This is a genomic window from Myxococcota bacterium, from assembly GCA_041389495.1.
Classification (GTDB): Bacteria; Myxococcota_A; UBA9160; order UBA9160; family UBA4427; genus JAWKRT01.
On sequence record JAWKRT010000002.1, the window covers coordinates 425,255 to 440,663 of the forward strand.

The 15,409-nt window shown below is 73.2% G+C and carries 15 protein-coding genes; 10 read left to right on the forward strand and 5 right to left on the reverse strand.

Annotated features, from left to right (window positions below):
• Positions 1-24: 24 nt before the first annotated feature.
• The 5 genes from R3E88_12630 to R3E88_12650 all read left to right on the forward strand — a co-directional run bounded on the left by R3E88_12630 (position 25) and on the right by R3E88_12650 (position 3,828).
• On the forward strand, positions 25-1,167 hold the full coding sequence (locus tag R3E88_12630) for an FAD-dependent monooxygenase (GenBank protein MEZ4217320.1): 1,143 nt from the start codon (positions 25-27) through the stop codon (positions 1,165-1,167).
• A 123-nt stretch (positions 1,168-1,290) separates the two neighbouring features.
• Entirely contained in the window at positions 1,291-1,692 is a 402-nt protein-coding gene (locus tag R3E88_12635) for a hypothetical protein (protein ID MEZ4217321.1), read from the forward strand.
• A 34-nt stretch (positions 1,693-1,726) separates the two neighbouring features.
• Complete coding sequence (locus tag R3E88_12640) at positions 1,727-2,437, forward strand: glutathione S-transferase family protein (protein MEZ4217322.1); 711 nt, start codon at positions 1,727-1,729, stop codon at positions 2,435-2,437.
• Position 2,438: 1 nt separating this feature from the next.
• Positions 2,439-3,236: an SDR family NAD(P)-dependent oxidoreductase gene (locus tag R3E88_12645; protein MEZ4217323.1), complete on the forward strand. Its 798-nt coding sequence runs from the start codon at positions 2,439-2,441 to the stop codon at positions 3,234-3,236.
• Between the two features lie 43 nt (positions 3,237-3,279).
• Complete coding sequence (locus tag R3E88_12650; protein MEZ4217324.1) at positions 3,280-3,828, forward strand: hypothetical protein; 549 nt, start codon at positions 3,280-3,282, stop codon at positions 3,826-3,828.
• Here the strand turns inward: R3E88_12650 and R3E88_12655 are convergent.
• Both R3E88_12655 and R3E88_12660 read right to left on the reverse strand, forming a co-directional pair.
• Positions 3,825-4,493 carry a TIGR00153 family protein gene (locus R3E88_12655; protein MEZ4217325.1) on the reverse strand — a complete coding sequence of 223 codons (669 nt, stop codon included), beginning with the start codon at positions 4,491-4,493 and terminating at the stop codon, positions 3,825-3,827. The genes R3E88_12650 and R3E88_12655 overlap by 4 nt on opposite strands.
• Positions 4,494-4,519: 26 nt before the next feature.
• The gene (locus tag R3E88_12660; protein ID MEZ4217326.1) at positions 4,520-5,725 is read right to left on the reverse strand and encodes an anion permease; all 1,206 of its coding nucleotides are present in this window, start codon (positions 5,723-5,725) and stop codon (positions 4,520-4,522) included.
• A gap of 237 nt (positions 5,726-5,962) precedes the next feature.
• Between R3E88_12660 and R3E88_12665 the strand changes: the two genes are divergently transcribed.
• Positions 5,963-6,565 carry a hypothetical protein gene (locus R3E88_12665; GenBank protein MEZ4217327.1) on the forward strand — a complete coding sequence of 201 codons (603 nt, stop codon included), beginning with the start codon at positions 5,963-5,965 and terminating at the stop codon, positions 6,563-6,565.
• Positions 6,562-8,580: a prolyl oligopeptidase family serine peptidase gene (locus tag R3E88_12670; GenBank protein MEZ4217328.1), complete on the forward strand. Its 2,019-nt coding sequence runs from the start codon at positions 6,562-6,564 to the stop codon at positions 8,578-8,580. The genes R3E88_12665 and R3E88_12670 overlap by 4 nt, the downstream gene beginning before the upstream one ends.
• On the opposite strand, the gene R3E88_12675 is transcribed toward R3E88_12670, so the two are convergent.
• The gene (locus tag R3E88_12675) at positions 8,577-9,659 is read right to left on the reverse strand and encodes a dihydrodipicolinate reductase (protein MEZ4217329.1); all 1,083 of its coding nucleotides are present in this window, start codon (positions 9,657-9,659) and stop codon (positions 8,577-8,579) included. The genes R3E88_12670 and R3E88_12675 overlap by 4 nt on opposite strands.
• Before the next feature lie 22 nt (positions 9,660-9,681).
• A complete protein-coding gene (locus tag R3E88_12680; GenBank protein MEZ4217330.1) occupies positions 9,682-10,368 on the reverse strand; it encodes a TetR/AcrR family transcriptional regulator in 687 nt (228 codons plus the stop codon).
• Between the two features lie 143 nt (positions 10,369-10,511).
• On the opposite strand from R3E88_12680, the gene R3E88_12685 reads away from it, so the two are divergent.
• Positions 10,512-11,690: a cytochrome P450 gene (locus R3E88_12685; protein ID MEZ4217331.1), complete on the forward strand. Its 1,179-nt coding sequence runs from the start codon at positions 10,512-10,514 to the stop codon at positions 11,688-11,690.
• Positions 11,691-11,700: 10 nt separating this feature from the next.
• Complete coding sequence (locus tag R3E88_12690) at positions 11,701-13,155, forward strand: NAD(P)/FAD-dependent oxidoreductase (protein ID MEZ4217332.1); 1,455 nt, start codon at positions 11,701-11,703, stop codon at positions 13,153-13,155.
• Between the two features lie 18 nt (positions 13,156-13,173).
• On the opposite strand, the gene R3E88_12695 is transcribed toward R3E88_12690, so the two are convergent.
• The gene (locus R3E88_12695) at positions 13,174-13,530 is read right to left on the reverse strand and encodes a hypothetical protein (GenBank protein MEZ4217333.1); all 357 of its coding nucleotides are present in this window, start codon (positions 13,528-13,530) and stop codon (positions 13,174-13,176) included.
• A gap of 279 nt (positions 13,531-13,809) precedes the next feature.
• Between R3E88_12695 and R3E88_12700 the strand changes: the two genes are divergently transcribed.
• Positions 13,810-15,276, forward strand: coding sequence for an aldehyde dehydrogenase (locus tag R3E88_12700; GenBank protein MEZ4217334.1), 1,467 nt, complete (start codon positions 13,810-13,812; stop codon positions 15,274-15,276).
• Positions 15,277-15,409: the final 133 nt, after the last annotated feature.

The window sequence follows — 15,409 nt, forward strand, 5'->3', positions numbered from 1 at the left end:
GCGCGCGGCGGAGGAAGGGTCGAGATGGGCGGAGACGGAGTGCTGATCGTCGGCGGCGGCATCGCGGGCCTCGCGACGGCGGCCGGGCTCGCGCGCGCGGGCATTCCCTGCGAGATCGTGGAGCGGGCGACGGAGTGGCGGCCCGTCGGCGCCGGCATCGTGCTCGGCGTGAACGCGATGCGCGTGATGCGCGGCCTCGGAGCCGCCGACGCCGTCGCCGAGCGCGGCGCATGCCTGCGGCGCGGCGCCATCACCGATGCGCGCGGCGCGACCCTCGGCGGCACCGACTTCGCCCTGCTCGAGCCCGAGTTCGGGCCCACGATCGCGCTCCACCGCGCGGCGCTGCACGAGGTGCTGCGCGCGGTCGCGCCCGAAGTGCCCGTCGCGCTCGGCACCACCGTCGACGCGATCGAGCCGCGCAGCGACGGCGTCGACGTGCGCTTGAGCGACGGCAGCGCGCGGCGGTGCGCGATCGTCGTCGGCGCCGACGGGCTTCGCTCGCGCGTGCGCGAGCTCGTCTTCGGCGGCGACCGCATCCGCTACGCGGGCTACACGTGCTGGCGATTCGTCGTCGAGGCCCCGGTCGAGCGCGTCGAGATGCGCGAGATGTGGGGGCGCGGCCAGCGCTTCGGCGTCGTGCCGATCGGCGGCGGGCGCGTCTACTGCTTCGCGGTCGCGAACGCGCCGCGCGGCGAGGCCGACCCGGCCGACGCCGGCCGGCTCGCGCGCTTCCGCGCGCGCTTCGCCGCGTTCGGCGGCCAGGTGCCCGCGCTCCTCGACGCGCTGCGCGCGCCCGAGGAGCTCATCCACAACGACCTCGAGGAGCTCGACGAAGGGCCGTGGCACGCCGGGCGCGTCGTGCTCGTCGGCGACGCCGCGCACGCGATGACGCCCAACATGGGCCAGGGCGCGGCGATGGCGCTCGAGGACGCGATGGTGCTCGTCGAGCTGCTGCGCGACGGCGGGCTCGCGCCCGAGCCCCTCGCTCGCCTGCACGCGCGGCGCGCGCCGCGCGTGCGCTGGGTGCAGTCGCAGTCGCGCCGCATCGGGCGCATCGGCCAGATCGAGGGGCGCGTCGCCTGCGGTCTGCGCGACGCGGTCCTCCGCGTCGTACCCGACGCGGCGAACGCGAGCGCGCTCCGCCGCATGGCGCGTGCCCCGATCTGAGGCCCCTTCCGCGCTGCGGCGGTCGCGCGCCGATCGCGCACGCGAGTCGTCGTCGCGGCGGGCGGCCGTGATAGGCTGCGCACTCCCGCAGCGCCGCGCGCCCACCGGGCGCAGGAGTCCTCGATGAAGCTCGTGAAGATCGCCGCGATCGTCGCGCTCGTGTACGTCGGCATCGTCGTCGCGTTCGAGTCGATGATCGGCATCCTGCAGCCCGAGGCGGGGTCCGTCCTCGTCATCACGACCTTCGACGACGACGGCACCGGACACGACCGCGTGGTCGCGCGGCTCGAGAGCGAAGGGAAGCTGTACGTCGCGGCCAACCACTGGCCGCGCGCGTGGTACGAGCGCGCGCTCGAGAACGCGGACGTGCAGGCGACGATCGAGGGCGCGAAGGGCGACTACCGCGCCGTTCCGCTCGAGGGCGCCGAGGCCCGACGCGTCGACGCCGAGCACGCGCTCCCGCTCGCGTTCCGGTTCGTGACGGGCTTCCCGCCGCGGCGCCTGATGCGGCTCGATCCGCGCTGATCGCGCGCGCAGCGCGCGTGATAGGCTGCGCGGCATGGCCGACGACCGCCCCCGCATCTACCGCGCCATCACCTGCAACTTCTGCCAGCGCGTCGAGATCGCGCTGCACGCGAAGGGCGTGGCGGTCGAGGCGGTCGACATCGACCTCGTGAAGCGTCCCGCGTGGTATCGCGCGAAGGCGTCGAAGGGCTCGGTGCCGCTGCTCGAAGCGGACGGGCTCGCCCTCCACCCGTCGAGCGTGATCAACGAGTACGTCGAGGAGCGCTGGCCCGAGCCGCCGCTCCTCCCGGCCGGCCTCGGCGAGCGCGCGGCCGCGCGCGAGTGGGTCGAGTGGTGGAACGAGACGCCGTGTCCCGCCTACGAGCGGCGGCTGATGAACGTGCGTCCGGAGCGGGACGCCGAGCTCGACGCCGCGCTCGCGAGCGGCCTCCGCGAGATCGAGGAGCGCCTCGCGGCGCGAGGTTATGCGGGCGGCTACTGGGGCGGCGACGCGCTCGGGCTCGTCGATGCGACGGCGGCGCCGATGTTCGTCCGCTTCGCCGGGCTGCGGCACTTCCACGGGATCGACGTGCCCGCGGAGCTCGGTCGCGTGCGCGCGTGGCGCGACGTGCTGCTCGCCGACCCGCACGTGCGCGCGACGAGCCCGGACGAGGCGGCGCTGCTCGCGGAGTACGAGCGCTACCGCGGCGTGCTCGCGCAGGCGGCCGCGGCGGGCGTCCACGTGCGCGTGGCGCGGGGCGACTAGCGTGGACCTGCGCGGGAAGATCGCCGTCGTCACGGGTGCCGCGCGCGGCATCGGCCGGGGCATCGCCGTCGCCATCGCGCGCGCGGGCTGCGACGTCGCCGTCGCCGACCTGCTCTCGGCGGATGCGGCCCTCGCCGCCGGCGCGGAGGAGACCGCGCGCGACGTCGCCGAGCACGGCCGCCGCGCGCTGCTCGTCGACTGTGACGTCGCGAGCGAGGCGGCGTGCGACGCGCTCGTCGCGCGCGCGCTCGACGAGCTCGGCGGCCTCCACGTCGTCGTCGCGAACGCCGGCATCGCGGGGGTCGGCGACGTCGCGTCGACGCCGCTCGCGCAGTGGGAGCGCGTGCTGCGCGTGAACGCGACGGGCGTATTCCTCACGTGCCGCGCCGCGCTCCCGCATCTCGCCGCGCAGGGCGAGGGCGCGATCGTGAACGTGGCCTCGGTGCTGGGCCTGCGCGCGAGCGCCGATCGCGTCGCCTACAGCGCGAGCAAGTTCGCGGTCGTCGGCCTCACGCAGGCGCTCGCGGCCGAGCTCGCGCCGCGCGGCGTGCGCGTCAACTGCATCTGCCCGTCGTCGGTGCGCAGCGGGATGACGATCGACGAGCTCAAGGCGCACACGGGCGTCGAGGACGACGCGCACGCGGACGCGCTGTGGACGAAGGTCGCGGCGAAGCGGCTCCCGTTCGGGCGCTCCGTCGAGCCCGACGACATCGGGCGTGCGGCGGTGTGGCTGTGCGAGTCCGACATGGTGAGCGGCGTGGCGCTGCCGGTGACCGGCGGCGACGGGCTCGTCTCGTGAGGAGCGCGCGCGCCGGGCGCGCGCGCGAAGAGAGGACCGAGCGATGATCGACTTCTCCCCCGAGCAGACGCTCCGACCCGTCGACGAGCGCATCGCGGCCGAGCGGAGCCCGCGCCGCCGCGCGTTGCTCGAGAACTTCCGCGAGCACCTGCTCGCCGAGCTCGCGGGCGACGTCGATCGCATCATGAAGACGCAGTGCGCGGAGCCCCGGTACCACTTCTACGGCAACGGCTCCGGCGACTTCGGGCCGAAGGGGCAGGGCGAGGTGCGCGGCTTCTACGAGAACATCTTCGCCCTCGGCTACAACAAGCTCCGCTACGACATCGAGCGCTTCGTGGTCGACGACGACGCGCTCTTCAACGAGGGCTTCATGCACATCGTCTTCCCGGGGAGTGCGCTCGTCGCGATGGGGCTCGCGGTCGACGACCCCTCGGCGAAGTACGTGTTCTCGTACCGGCAGGCCGCGATCTTCCACTACGACGCGGCCGGCGAGTGCACGGGCGAGGACACGTACAGCGACGGCCCGCTGACCCTCGAGCGCCTGCGTCGGCTCGAGCCCGCGGAGGAGGCGACGCTCCCGGCGGGCGTCTAGCTCGCGATCAGCAGCCGGATGCGATTGCCGGCGCGCTCGGCGAAGTCGGCGACGTCGCCGATCCATTCGATGACGCGGTACCAGTAGAACGAGCCCGCGCCGAGGCCTTCCTCGATCGCGAACAGCTCGCGCAGCGCGTCCTGGCCGCGCCGGTCCGCCTCGCTCTCGAGCTCGTTCAACCGATCGATCATCGACGACACGCGCTCGACCTCGCGCCGCCCGAAGCCCGTCTCGATCAGCTCGTCGAGCTCGTCGATCACCTTCGCGCTCTGGTCGCAGGTCGCGATGGCTGCGGCCGCGAGCTCGCGCAGCGGCACGCGCAGCGACGGCGGCGTCTGCATCCCGCGCAGCGCGACGAGCTCCGCGACGTCCTGCACGACGTCGGCGACCGAGTCCTGGTAGTCGAGGATCTCGAGCATGTCGCGCCGCTCGACGGCCATGAACAGCCGCTGCGGGAGGTGGCTGCGGATGTCGTGCTTGATCGTGTCCGCCTCGTGCTCGAGGCGGTCGATCTCCTGGTGCAGACGCTCGATCTCCGCGCGGTCGCCGCGCTCCATCGCGTCGATGAACGGGAGCAGCTCGTGCGCGCACGCCGCGGCGGCGTGCATGTGGCGCTGCATGGGGCGGATGGGCGAGTGCCCGAACAGGCTTCCGATCACGCTCATCGAGCACGTCCTCCCGGAGCCCGCGGCTAGTCCGTCAGCAGGCCCTTGAAGAAGTAGTAGAAGAAGATCGCGAGCCCGGCCGAGATCGGCAGCGTCGCGATCCACGAGACGACGATGCGGCCGACGACGCGCAGGTCGAGCGCGCCGATGCCGCGCGCGAGCCCGACGCCGAGCACGGACCCCACGAGGATGTGCGTGGTCGAGACGGGGATGCCGAGCCGCGAGGCGAGCACGATCGTGGTCGCCGCCGCGAGCTCGGCCGCGAAGCCGCGGCTCGGCGTGAGCTCGGTGATGCGCTTCCCGACCGTCTCCATCACCCGGTAGCCCCACGTCGCGAGGCCGATCACGATGCCGAAGCCGCCGACCGCGAGCATCCACGGCTCGACGGACGCCTTCGTCGCGGCCTGGCCCGTCGTCACGACGGCGTGGATCGCGGCCAGCGGGCCGATCGCGTTGGCGACGTCGTTCGAGCCGTGCGCGAACGCGACGGAGCACGCCGTCATGATCTGCAGCACGACGAAGGCGCGCTCGACGTGGTGGAAGTGGTCGTCGCGCGTCGGCGTCCCGGCCCGGGCCACCGCGCGCCGGAGCACGAACGCGCCGATCACGGCGCCGACCGCGCCGAGGGCGAGCGAGAGACCGAAGGCCGTCGGCAGGTCGTAGTCGAGCTTCAGGTTGCCGAGCCCCTTGAAGAGCGTGACGAGCCCGATGATGAAGAAGACGTAGAAGAAGAAGAGCGGGCCGATGCGCCGGAGGCGCTCGAGCGGCGCGTCCTGCTCGAGCACGCGGAGCCGCACGATCTGGAAGATGCCGAACGCGATCACGCCGCCGATGAGCGGCGACGTGACCCACGACAGCACGATCTGGCCGACCTTGCCCCACGCGACGGCGTCCGGCCCGAGCGCCACCGCGCCGAACCCGACGATCGCGCCGACGATCGAGTGCGTCGTGGACACGGGCAGGCCGAAGCGCGTCGCCGCGACGAGCAGCGTGCCGGCCGACGCGAGCGACGCGAGCATCCCGTAGAGCACGACGTCGGGGTGGAGCTCGACGAGCTCCGTCGACAGCATCCCCTTGCGCACCGTGTCGGTGACGTGTCCGCCCGCGAGGAAGGCGCCCGCGAACTCGAGCACGCCCGCGACGAGCACCGCCGAGACGACGGTGAGCGCGCCGGAGCCGACGCTCGTGCCCATCGCGTTCGCGACGTCGTTCGCGCCGATCGCCCACGCCATGTAGATGGAGAGCACCGCGCCGAGCAGCAGCGCGAGCTCGATCCCGAACAGTCCGGCTTCCAGCGTGCCCCCCTCCCGGCGCCTCGGCGACCGCGCGCGGTTATACCGCGCGGCGCGCCGCGACGGGGGGCCGATGTGCGCGACCGCGTGCGGACGCCTCGTCGCGCCGTCGGCGCGCGCCGACAGGGGCCTCGCCCGGGGCTTGAAACGCGCGCGCGGCGTCGGCAGTCTCGCCGCGTGGCGATTCCGCTCCTCCGCCCGGTGCGGCGCGCGCCTCACGCGCTCGCGCTCCTCGTCGCGCTCGCGGCGAGCGGGGCGTGCACGACGCTCGAGCTCGTCGACCCCTCCGAGCCGATCGCACTCGCGCCCGACGAGGGCCTCGTGATCGTGCACGTCGCGTCCGACGTTCGCATCGAGCGGCTCGACATGGACGGCGTCCCGGTGCTGGTGAACGTCACGAAGGGCATGTCGTTCCGGATCTTCAAGGCCCGCGCGGGAGAGCACCGCTTCTCGCAGCTCGTCGTCACTCCCGCCGCGAATCCGGGGCCCCGCAGTCCGCGCTGGTACGTGCGCTTCGAGCGCATTCCCGGGAGCGCGCAGTACGGCACGTTCCGCGTCGAGCCGGGCCGCCTCGCGTACCCGGGCCAGATCGTCGTCGAGACGGCCGGGCAGGGGCGTCACTTCCGGATGCAGGCCACGATCCGCAATCGGAGCGCCGTCGCCTGGATGCACCTGCGGCGCGTGCACGCCCACCTGCTCGACGCGTTCCCGATGGTCTACACCGGCCCCGTCCCGGACGACTTCCTCGATCGCTACCTCGATCGCGAGGCCGCGCGGTGAGGAGCGCGCGCGACGCCCTCGCGGCGGCGATCGCGTGCTGCGCGGTCGGGCTCGCGCCCGGATGGGCGGAGGGCGCGGACGAGGAGGTCGCGCCCGCGCTCTCGCACGCGCGCGTTCCCGTGGCGAGCTTCTTCGACTACCCGCGCATCGCCAACATCCGCGTGAGCGCGAAGGGGACGTACTTCGGACTCGTGCGCCCCCTCGAAGACGGGCTCGTGCTCGCGGTCGTGCACCGCGCATCGGAGGAGCTCTTGAAGCTCGCCGAGGTCCGCGGCCGGGGCTGGCTCTACTACCGGTGGCTCTCCGACGACTGGCTCGCGGTCCAGACGTTCGCGGACGACGGCACCCGGGAGTCGAACATCGTCCGGCTCGCATGGAACGAGAAGGCGCATCGCCTCGGCCACCATGCGATCGCGCTGCCGACCTACTTCGACGTGGTGGACACGCTCCCGCAGAAGGAGACGAAGATCCTCGTCGGCGGATCGCGCGACGTCGGACGCATCGACCTCGCGAAGCTCGAACGCGACGGGTGGGAGTCGCAGTTCACGCGGCGCAACATCGTGGCGACGCGTCCCGACCCTGTGCTCAGGTGGCTCGTCGATCGGCGCGGGGCCGTCCGCGCCGCGTTCGTCAGGGAGGTCGAGGGACGGGGCGCGGACGCGACCGTGCGCTACCGGATCGACCACCGATCCAGTGCGAACGGCCTCTGGCACCGCGGCTCGCGCTTCGAGCTGCAGCCCGGCGCCGGGTTCGCCCCGCTCGCGTTCACCGAGGACGGCGAGCGGCTGCTCGTCGCGACCAACCGCGACCGCGACCGCTACGCCCTCGTCGAGGTCGATCCCGAGACCACCGACGAGGTCGCCGTCGTCTACGAGCACCCCGACGCCGAGATCGAGGACGTCGTGATGGACGCCGACGGGCAGGAGCTCCTCGGCGTCGAGCTCTACCGCGCCGGCGGCATCGAGTACGACTACTTCGAGGAGACCTTCCGCGAGTACGAGGCGCAGCTCTCCGCGGTCGTCCCCGATCGCACGCTGCGGGTGACGAGCGTGAGCCACGACCGACGCGTCTTCAGCGTGCTCGCCTACGCGCCGCAGCACACCGTCCGCCACTACATCGTCGACACCGAGGCGAAGCGCGCGCTCGACCTCGGGCCGACCTTCCCCGCGCTCGAGGGAGTCGCGCTCTCCCCGCGCACGCGCTTCACGACGCGCGCCGAGGGCGGGCCCGAGATCGAGGCCTTCTACACGGTCGGCGGGAACGCGCCCGAGAGGCCGGCGCTCATCGTCGTGCCGCACGGCGGGCCGATCGGGCCGAGGACGGAGGATGGCGTCGACCCGCTGGTGCAGATGCTCGCGAACCGCGGCTATGCGGTGCTCGAGGTGAACTACCGCGGCTCGGGGGGCCGCGGGCGCGAGTTCGAGCGCGCGGGCCACCGGCAGTGGGGCAAGGGCATCGAGGACGACATCGACGCCGCGGTCGACTACGTGGTCGAGCGGGGCTGGGTGGACGAGAGCCGGATGGCGGTCGTGGGGGGGAGCTACGGAGGCTATTCGGCGCTGATGAGCGCGGTCCGCCATCCGAAGCGCTTCCGCTGCGTGGCGACGCTGTTCGGCGTGACGGACCTGCCGCTGCTCTTCGATCACCCGGCTGCACAGCTGAGCCGCGCGTTTCGCGACCTGCGCGTCGAGGAGATCGGCGATCCCGAGCGCGACCGCGACGACATGCTCGCGCATTCACCCGTCTACCGCGCGGCGGAGATCGAGGTCCCGGTCTTCATCGCCCAGGGCGGCCGCGACGATCGCGTCGACGTCGAGCACGCGTACCGGCTGCGGCTCATGCTCGAGAAGCACGGGAAGCCGTTCCGCTGGCTCGTGCTCCGGCGGAAGGGGCACGACCTCGCGCCCGGGCGCGCGACGCTCGAGATGATGGACGCGCTGCTCGACTTCCTGCTCGAGCACCTCGGCCCGAACGGGCCGCCGGCCCTCGACTCGCTGCGCGCGGACGCGGCCTAGCGAAGGATCACGGGCGGTAGCGCGCGCGCGGGCGGCAGGTCGGCGACGGTGAGGAAGCCGGGCGCCGCCTCGCAGACCGCGGGAATCGCGTTCACGCCGAGCATCGCCGTCCACAGGCGGCCCGCCCGGCCGGCGTCGAACGCCGGGTCGGGCGCGCCGACGAAGGTCGACCCGGGCTCGAAGCCGCAGCGCACCGACGGCTCGCCCTCGACCGTCACCGAGTACTTGAGCGTCGAGAACTTCCAGGCGGGATCGAGCGCGTCGGTCATCTTCCAGAAGCCGCGGAAGACGACGAGCGGGTGCCCGCGCACGAGCGTGCGCCACTCGAACCGCTGCGCGGCGACGGTGCCGGGCTCGATCGTGCCCGCGCGCACCTCGACGCGCTCGGTGGCGACGGCGACGTCGTGCGCGTTCTCGAAGCCGTCGGGCGTCTCGCCGAGCGCGTGTGCGACGAGCACCTGCGACTGCCGGAAGAACTCGTCCATCGTGCGCAGGACGGCGGGCGGGTGGGCGCGCACGTGCGCGGGCGGCGCGCCGAAGCCGAGCCCGTCGAACATCATCGCGCGCGAAGGGTGGGGCGCGAGGTCGGCGACCTCCTCGGTCACGATCTGGCGGACGCTCTGCGCGAGCGACGCGAACGTGAGGGCGAGCCGGTCGCCCGAGAAGCCCGGGTGGATGCCCGTGCCGTGGAGCGTGCTGCCGCCGCGCTCGCACGCGCGCGCGAGCCGCCCGCGCAGCCCGGGCTCGATCGCCGCCGGGTGCACGTAGAAGCTGGGCGTCACGACGTCGAAGCCGCGCTCGAGCAGCCGGCAGACGGCGTCGTGGTCGGGGTGCAGCGGCGCGTAGTGCACGCAGTCGGCGTCGAGCGCGAGGATCTCGTCGACGCTCGTCGTCGCGCGCACGCCGAGCGGCGCGATGCCGGCGAGCTCGCCCGCATCGCGGCCGTGCTTGTCGGGCGAGCTCACGAAGCAGCCGACGAGCTCGAGCCCCGGCCGCTCGGCGATGGCGCGGATCGCCATGCAGCCGATGCTCCCCGTCGCCCACTGGATGACGCGATGGCGCGTCACGGCGTCGTCCACGCTCCGCCGCTCGCGCCCGCGCTCACGCGCCGCCCGCGGCCGCCGCAGCGCGCGCGTCGGCGAGCCACGGCCCGGGCGCGGCGAGCGCGGCGGGCGTGCAGACGAGGCGCTCGACGCACTCGGCGATCTCGCGCGCGACGGCGTCGGGGTCGAGCGCGTCGACGTCGGCCGCGTCGCGCAGCGCGGCGGCGAAGCACACCTGCAGCAGGCCGTTCACGACGGTCGCGAGCTTGTCGGGCGAGTCGGCGCGGAACGCGCCCTCGGCCGCGCCGCGCGCGAGCGCGTCGCGCCACTTCGGCAGCGCCTTCTGGAACTCGGGGTTCGACTCGACGTCGCCGATCGCCCACGAGCGCCCTTCGCGCAGGTCGACCCAGAAGTAGTCGAGGTGCTCGAGCAGGAACGCGCAGTAGGCGCGGATGGCGTGCCACACCACCTCGCGCGCGGGGCCCGGCGCGTCGAGCGCGCGCGCGACGCGCTCGAGGAACTGCTCGCCGCGCCACGCGTGCAGCGCGTCGACCACGTCGCTCTTGCCCTCGAACACGCCGTACAGGGTGGAGAGCGAGATGCCGGCCTCGGCCGCGATGTCCTGCATTTTCGCCGCGTGGACGCCGCGCCGCGCGAAGACGCGCTCGGCGCACTCGAGGACGAGGTCCCGGTACATCTGCTCGCGGGCGAGCTCGGCGCGGGTCGGCTTGCGGGCGCGCGGCATGTCACCTCCGAGGCGGTCGAGCCCTGCGAACATAGGTTGCGGAGATCAGAATTTCAATTACTCTCGCCGGACTCGCGGTTCCCCGGCCCGGCGGCGGCGCACCTGCCGCTCGCGCGCCGCCCCACGCCGCAGCGGAGAGCGCCATGTCGATCGACTACGACCCCTTCGCCGAAGCCGTGCGCGAGGACCCCCATCCCTATTACCGGCGGCTGCGCGCCGAGGCGCCCGCCTACTACATGGAGAAGTACGACGCCTGGGCGGTCTCGCGCTTCCGCGACGTCTGGGAGCTGTCGGCGCGCGCCGACCTCTCGGCCGCGCGCGGCACGGCGCCGGCGCAGATCCTGACGCGCGAGCAGCCCGTCACCCCGATGATCAACGTGCTCGACCCGCCCGAGCACACGAAGCTGCGCTCGGTGATCCGCCACTGCTTCCTGCCCGCGCAGGTGCGCGGCGTCGAGCCCGTCGCCGGGAAGATCGTCGACGAGCTGCTCGACGCGCTGCAGGAGCGCGACGAGTTCGACGCCGTCGGCGACTTCGCGGCGCGCCTCTCGGTGACGGTCGCGTGCATGGCGATCGGGCTGCCGGTCGAGGACGGGCCGATGCTCACGCGGCTCGTCCAGCGCTTCTTCCACCACGATCCGGACTCGGGCGGCATGACCGAAGAGGGGCTGCGCGCGCTCGGCGAGCTCGACGCCTACTGCGAGCAGAAGGTGAAGGAGCGGCGGCGCAGCCCGACCGACTCGCCCGTCGCGCTCGACGCGCTCGCGCGCTTCGACCCGGGGAGCGGGCCGTACGACGACAGGGCCGCGGCGTCGCACGTGTCGATGCTCGTGATCGGGGGCTCGGAGACCTTCCCGAAGGTGCTCGCCAACGGCCTGCGCCGCCTGCGCGAGCACCCCGACCAGCGCGCCGCGCTCGCCGCCGACCCGGCGAAGATCCCGGCCGCGTTCAACGAGATCCTCCGCTACGACATGCCGACCCAGATGCTGGGCCGCACCGCGACGAAGGACTTCGAGCTGCACGGCGAGAAGGTGCGCGCGGGCCAGGCCGTGATGTTCCTGTACGCGTCGGCGAACCACGACGAGCGCGAGTTCGCGGCGCCCGAGCGCTTCGACGTCGAGCGCAACCCGGCGCGCATCCTGTCGTTCGGCGCGGGCAACCACCAGTGCCTGGGCACGCACGTCGCGCGCATGGAGGGCAAGGTGTGCCTCGAGCGCATCCTCGCCCGCTTCCCCGAGTACGAGATCGACCTCGCGCGCGCCGAGCGCCACAGGACGGAGTTCGTGCAGGGGTTCGCGTCGTTCCCGATCCGGATCCGCTGAGGAGGCCAAGATGGAGAAGCGCAAGCTCGAGGTCGCGATCATCGGCGCCGGCATGTCCGGCCTGCTCATGGGCATCCGGCTCCAGCGCGCCGGCATCCGCGACTTCACGATCTACGAGAAGGCCGAGCGCGTCGGCGGCACGTGGCGCGAGAACACGTACCCGGGGCTCGCGTGCGACGTGCCGTCGTTCCTCTACTCGTACAGCTTCGAGCCGAAGCTCGACTGGAGCCACCGCTTCGCGCCGGGCGCCGAGATCCAGTCCTACTTCGAGGGCGTCGCGGAGCGCTACGGCCTGCTCGACCGCATCCGCTTCGGGCACGAGATCGAGGAGGCGCGCTTCGAGCCGGCGTCGGCGCGCTGGCACCTGCACGCGCGGAACGGCGCCGAGTCGTCGGCCGACGTGCTGATCCTCGCGTCGGGTCCGCTGCACGAGAAGCACTACCCGGACATCGAGGGACTCGACCGCTTCGAGGGCGCGTGCTTCCACTCGGCGGCGTGGGACCACGCGGTGCCGCTCGAGGGCCAGCGCATCGGCGTGATCGGAACCGGGTCGTCGGCCGTGCAGATGATGGAGCCGCTCTCCGAGGTCGCGGGCCGGCTCACGATGTTCCAGCGCACCGCGCAGTGGATCATGCCGACGGACAACGTCGCCTACTCCGAGGAGCAGCGCGCGCGCGTGCGCCGCTTCCCGCTGCTCGCGAGGCTGACGCGCGCGGCGTACAAGCTGCTGTTCGACACGATCTCGGTCGCGGTCGTGCAGGAAGGGTGGGGGAGGCGGCTCCTCACGAAGCGCTGCCAGGACTACCTCGCCACCGTGTCCGACCCGGAGCTGCGCCGCAAGCTCACGCCCGCCTACGCGCCCGGCTGCAAGCGGCTCGTCATGTCGAACACCTTCTACCCGACGCTCGAGAAGCCGCACGTCGACCTCGTGGTCGAGGGCATCGAGCGCGTCGAGGAGCGCGGCGTGCGCACGAAGGACGGCGTGCTCCACGAGCTCGACGTGCTCGTGCTCGCGACGGGCTTCGACGCGCACGCCTGGGGCGTGCGGGGCGTCGTCGGCGCGCACGGGAAGAGCCTGCAGCAGGCGTGGGCGGAGGGGACGCGCAGCTACCGCTCCGTCGCGATGCCGGGCTTCCCGAACTTCTTCATGCTCGTCGGGCCGCACAGCCCGATCGGCAACCTGTCCGTGATCGACGTCTCGGAGACGCAGAGCGCCTACGTCGTGCAGATGCTGGAAGGCCTGCGCGCCGGGCGCGGCAAGGCCGTCGAGCCGCGCGCCGACGCGACGCGCGCCTTCCACGACGAGCTCGCCAAGGCGATGTCCGACACGGTCTGGGTGACCGGCTGCAACAGCTGGTACCTCGACGAGCAGGGCGTGCCGATCACGTGGCCGTGGTCGGCGCGGCGCTTCCGGCGCGAGATGCGACGGCCGCGTCTCGAGGACTGGGCCTTCACGGGCGCCTAGCGTCGCACGCGCGCGCGACTACTGGTTCGGGTCGTCGTAGAACACGTACGGCGTCGAGTAGTCGCTCACCTCGAAGTAGACGCGCTTCTCGTCCGGGTCCTGCACGCCGTTCAGGTTCGCGTCGAGCACGCCGTAGCCGTAGCGGTACGGGCGCGCCTCGCCCGACTTCGTCGCCGACGCCGTCGACAGCTTGTCGATGTGCAGGAAGCGACGCACGAGCTTGTCGCCCGCGTAGACCTCGAGCACGCCGTCGGTGCCGGTCCAGTTCTGGATGGAGCGCCCGATCTCGTTCTGGGTCTCCTGGGTGCAGGCGAGCGCGGCCGCGAGGGCCGAGCTGGCCGCGATGGCCGCGAGCCGGGTTGCGATCCTCTGCATCGGGCTTCCTCCTGCGGTCTCTACCGTCGCGGGCGCCCCGCGCCGGGTGCGCGCCGAGGCGGCAAGGATGGGCCGGACGGCGCCGCCGCGCGACGCCCCGCGCCGCACCTGCGCCGCACCCGCGCGCGGCGACGCCGCGCGCCTCGACTCGGGCCGACCCGTTCGGGTATAACGCGGGCTCCGCCGCGCGCACGGCTCGACGCCGCGCCGCGCGGCGCGCCCCACCACGCGCACCGGGCGCAAGGCCCGCCGAGCCGAACGGCTCATCGAGAGGACGTCATGGCACAGCCCGCTCCCGACTTCACCGAGCACCGCAACTTCTACATCGACGGCGACTGGGTCGCGTCGAACAGCACGAACTGGCTCGAGGTCATCGGCGCCTCGACGGAGCAGGCGCTCGGCCGCGTGCCCGACGCGACGACCGCCGACATCGACCGCGCCGTCGCCGCCGCGCGCCGCGCGTTCGACTCCGGCCCGTTCCCGAGCTGGTCGCCCGAGGAGCGCGGCGAGGCGATCGGCCGCCTGTCGAAGGCGCTGCAGGCGCGCGGCCCGAAGCTCGCCGAGCTGATCTCGCGCGAGAACGGCTGCCCGTCGCAGCAGTCGCTCGGCATGCAGGTGTTCTCGGCGACGATGGTGCTCGACATCTACTCGCAGCTCGCGCGCGAGTTCCAGTTCGTCGACGATCGCGCGGGCGCGCTCGGCGGGCGCGTGCGCGTGCGCCGCGCGCCGGTCGGCGTGTGCGCGGGCGTCATTCCGTGGAACGTGCCGCTCTTCATCGCGGCGATGAAGCTCGGCCCGGCGCTCGCCGCCGGCTGCACCATGGTGCTCAAGGTGTCGCCCGAGACGGCGCTCGACGCGTACCTGATCGCGGAGGCCGTCGCCGAGGCGGGCCTGCCGCCGGGCGTCGTCAACGTCGTGGCCGCGGGCCGCGAGACGAGCGAGTACCTCGTCCGCCACCGCGACATCGACAAGGTGAGCTTCACGGGCAGCACCGTGACGGGCGGGCGCATCGGCGCGATCTGCGGCGAGCAGATCAAGCGCTGCACGCTCGAGCTCGGCGGCAAGTCGGCCGCCATCCTGCTCGACGACGTCGACCTCGCGACGGCCATGCAGCCGCTGCTCGGCGCAGCGCTCATGAACAACGGCCAGGCGTGCGGCGCGCAGACGCGCATCCTCGCGCCGCGCGGCCGCTACAAGGAGATCGTCGACGCGCTCGCGGGCGCGGTCGGCGCGATGAAGCTCGGCGACCCGCTCGACCCGGCGACGAACATCGGGCCGGTCGTGAGCGAGCGGCAGCGCGACCGCATCCTCGGCTACCTCGCCTCGGGCAAGGAGCAGGGCGCGCGCGCCGCGTGCGGCGGCGATCGCCCGAAGGCGCTCGACAAGGGCTGGTACATCGAGCCCACCGTCTTCGCCGACGTGCAGAACTCGATGAAGATCGCGCAGGAGGAGATCTTCGGGCCGGTGCTGTCCGTGATCCCGTACGGCGACGTCGACGAGGCGGTCGCGATCGCGAACGACTCGGACTACGGGCTGTGCGGCTCCGTCTGGACGCCCGACATCGACCGCGGCGCCGACATCGCGGCGCGCGTGCGCACGGGCTGCGTCGCGGTCAACTGCGGCTCCATCCTCGACTTCCGCGCGCCGTTCGGCGGCTTCAAGAAGTCGGGCCTCGGGCGCGAGCTCGGGCCGGAGGGCATCGCGCCGTACACGGAGTACCAGTCGATCATCATGCCCGCCGCCTAGCGCGGCCGCCTCGGGCGCGCCGCGACGCGTGCCCCGAAAGCAGCGCGCCCCGGCTGCCGTCTGCGGAACGGCGGCCGGGGCGCGGAGGCTTCATCCCCTTCCCGGAACGAATCCTCTAGTTCTCTGGGAAAGA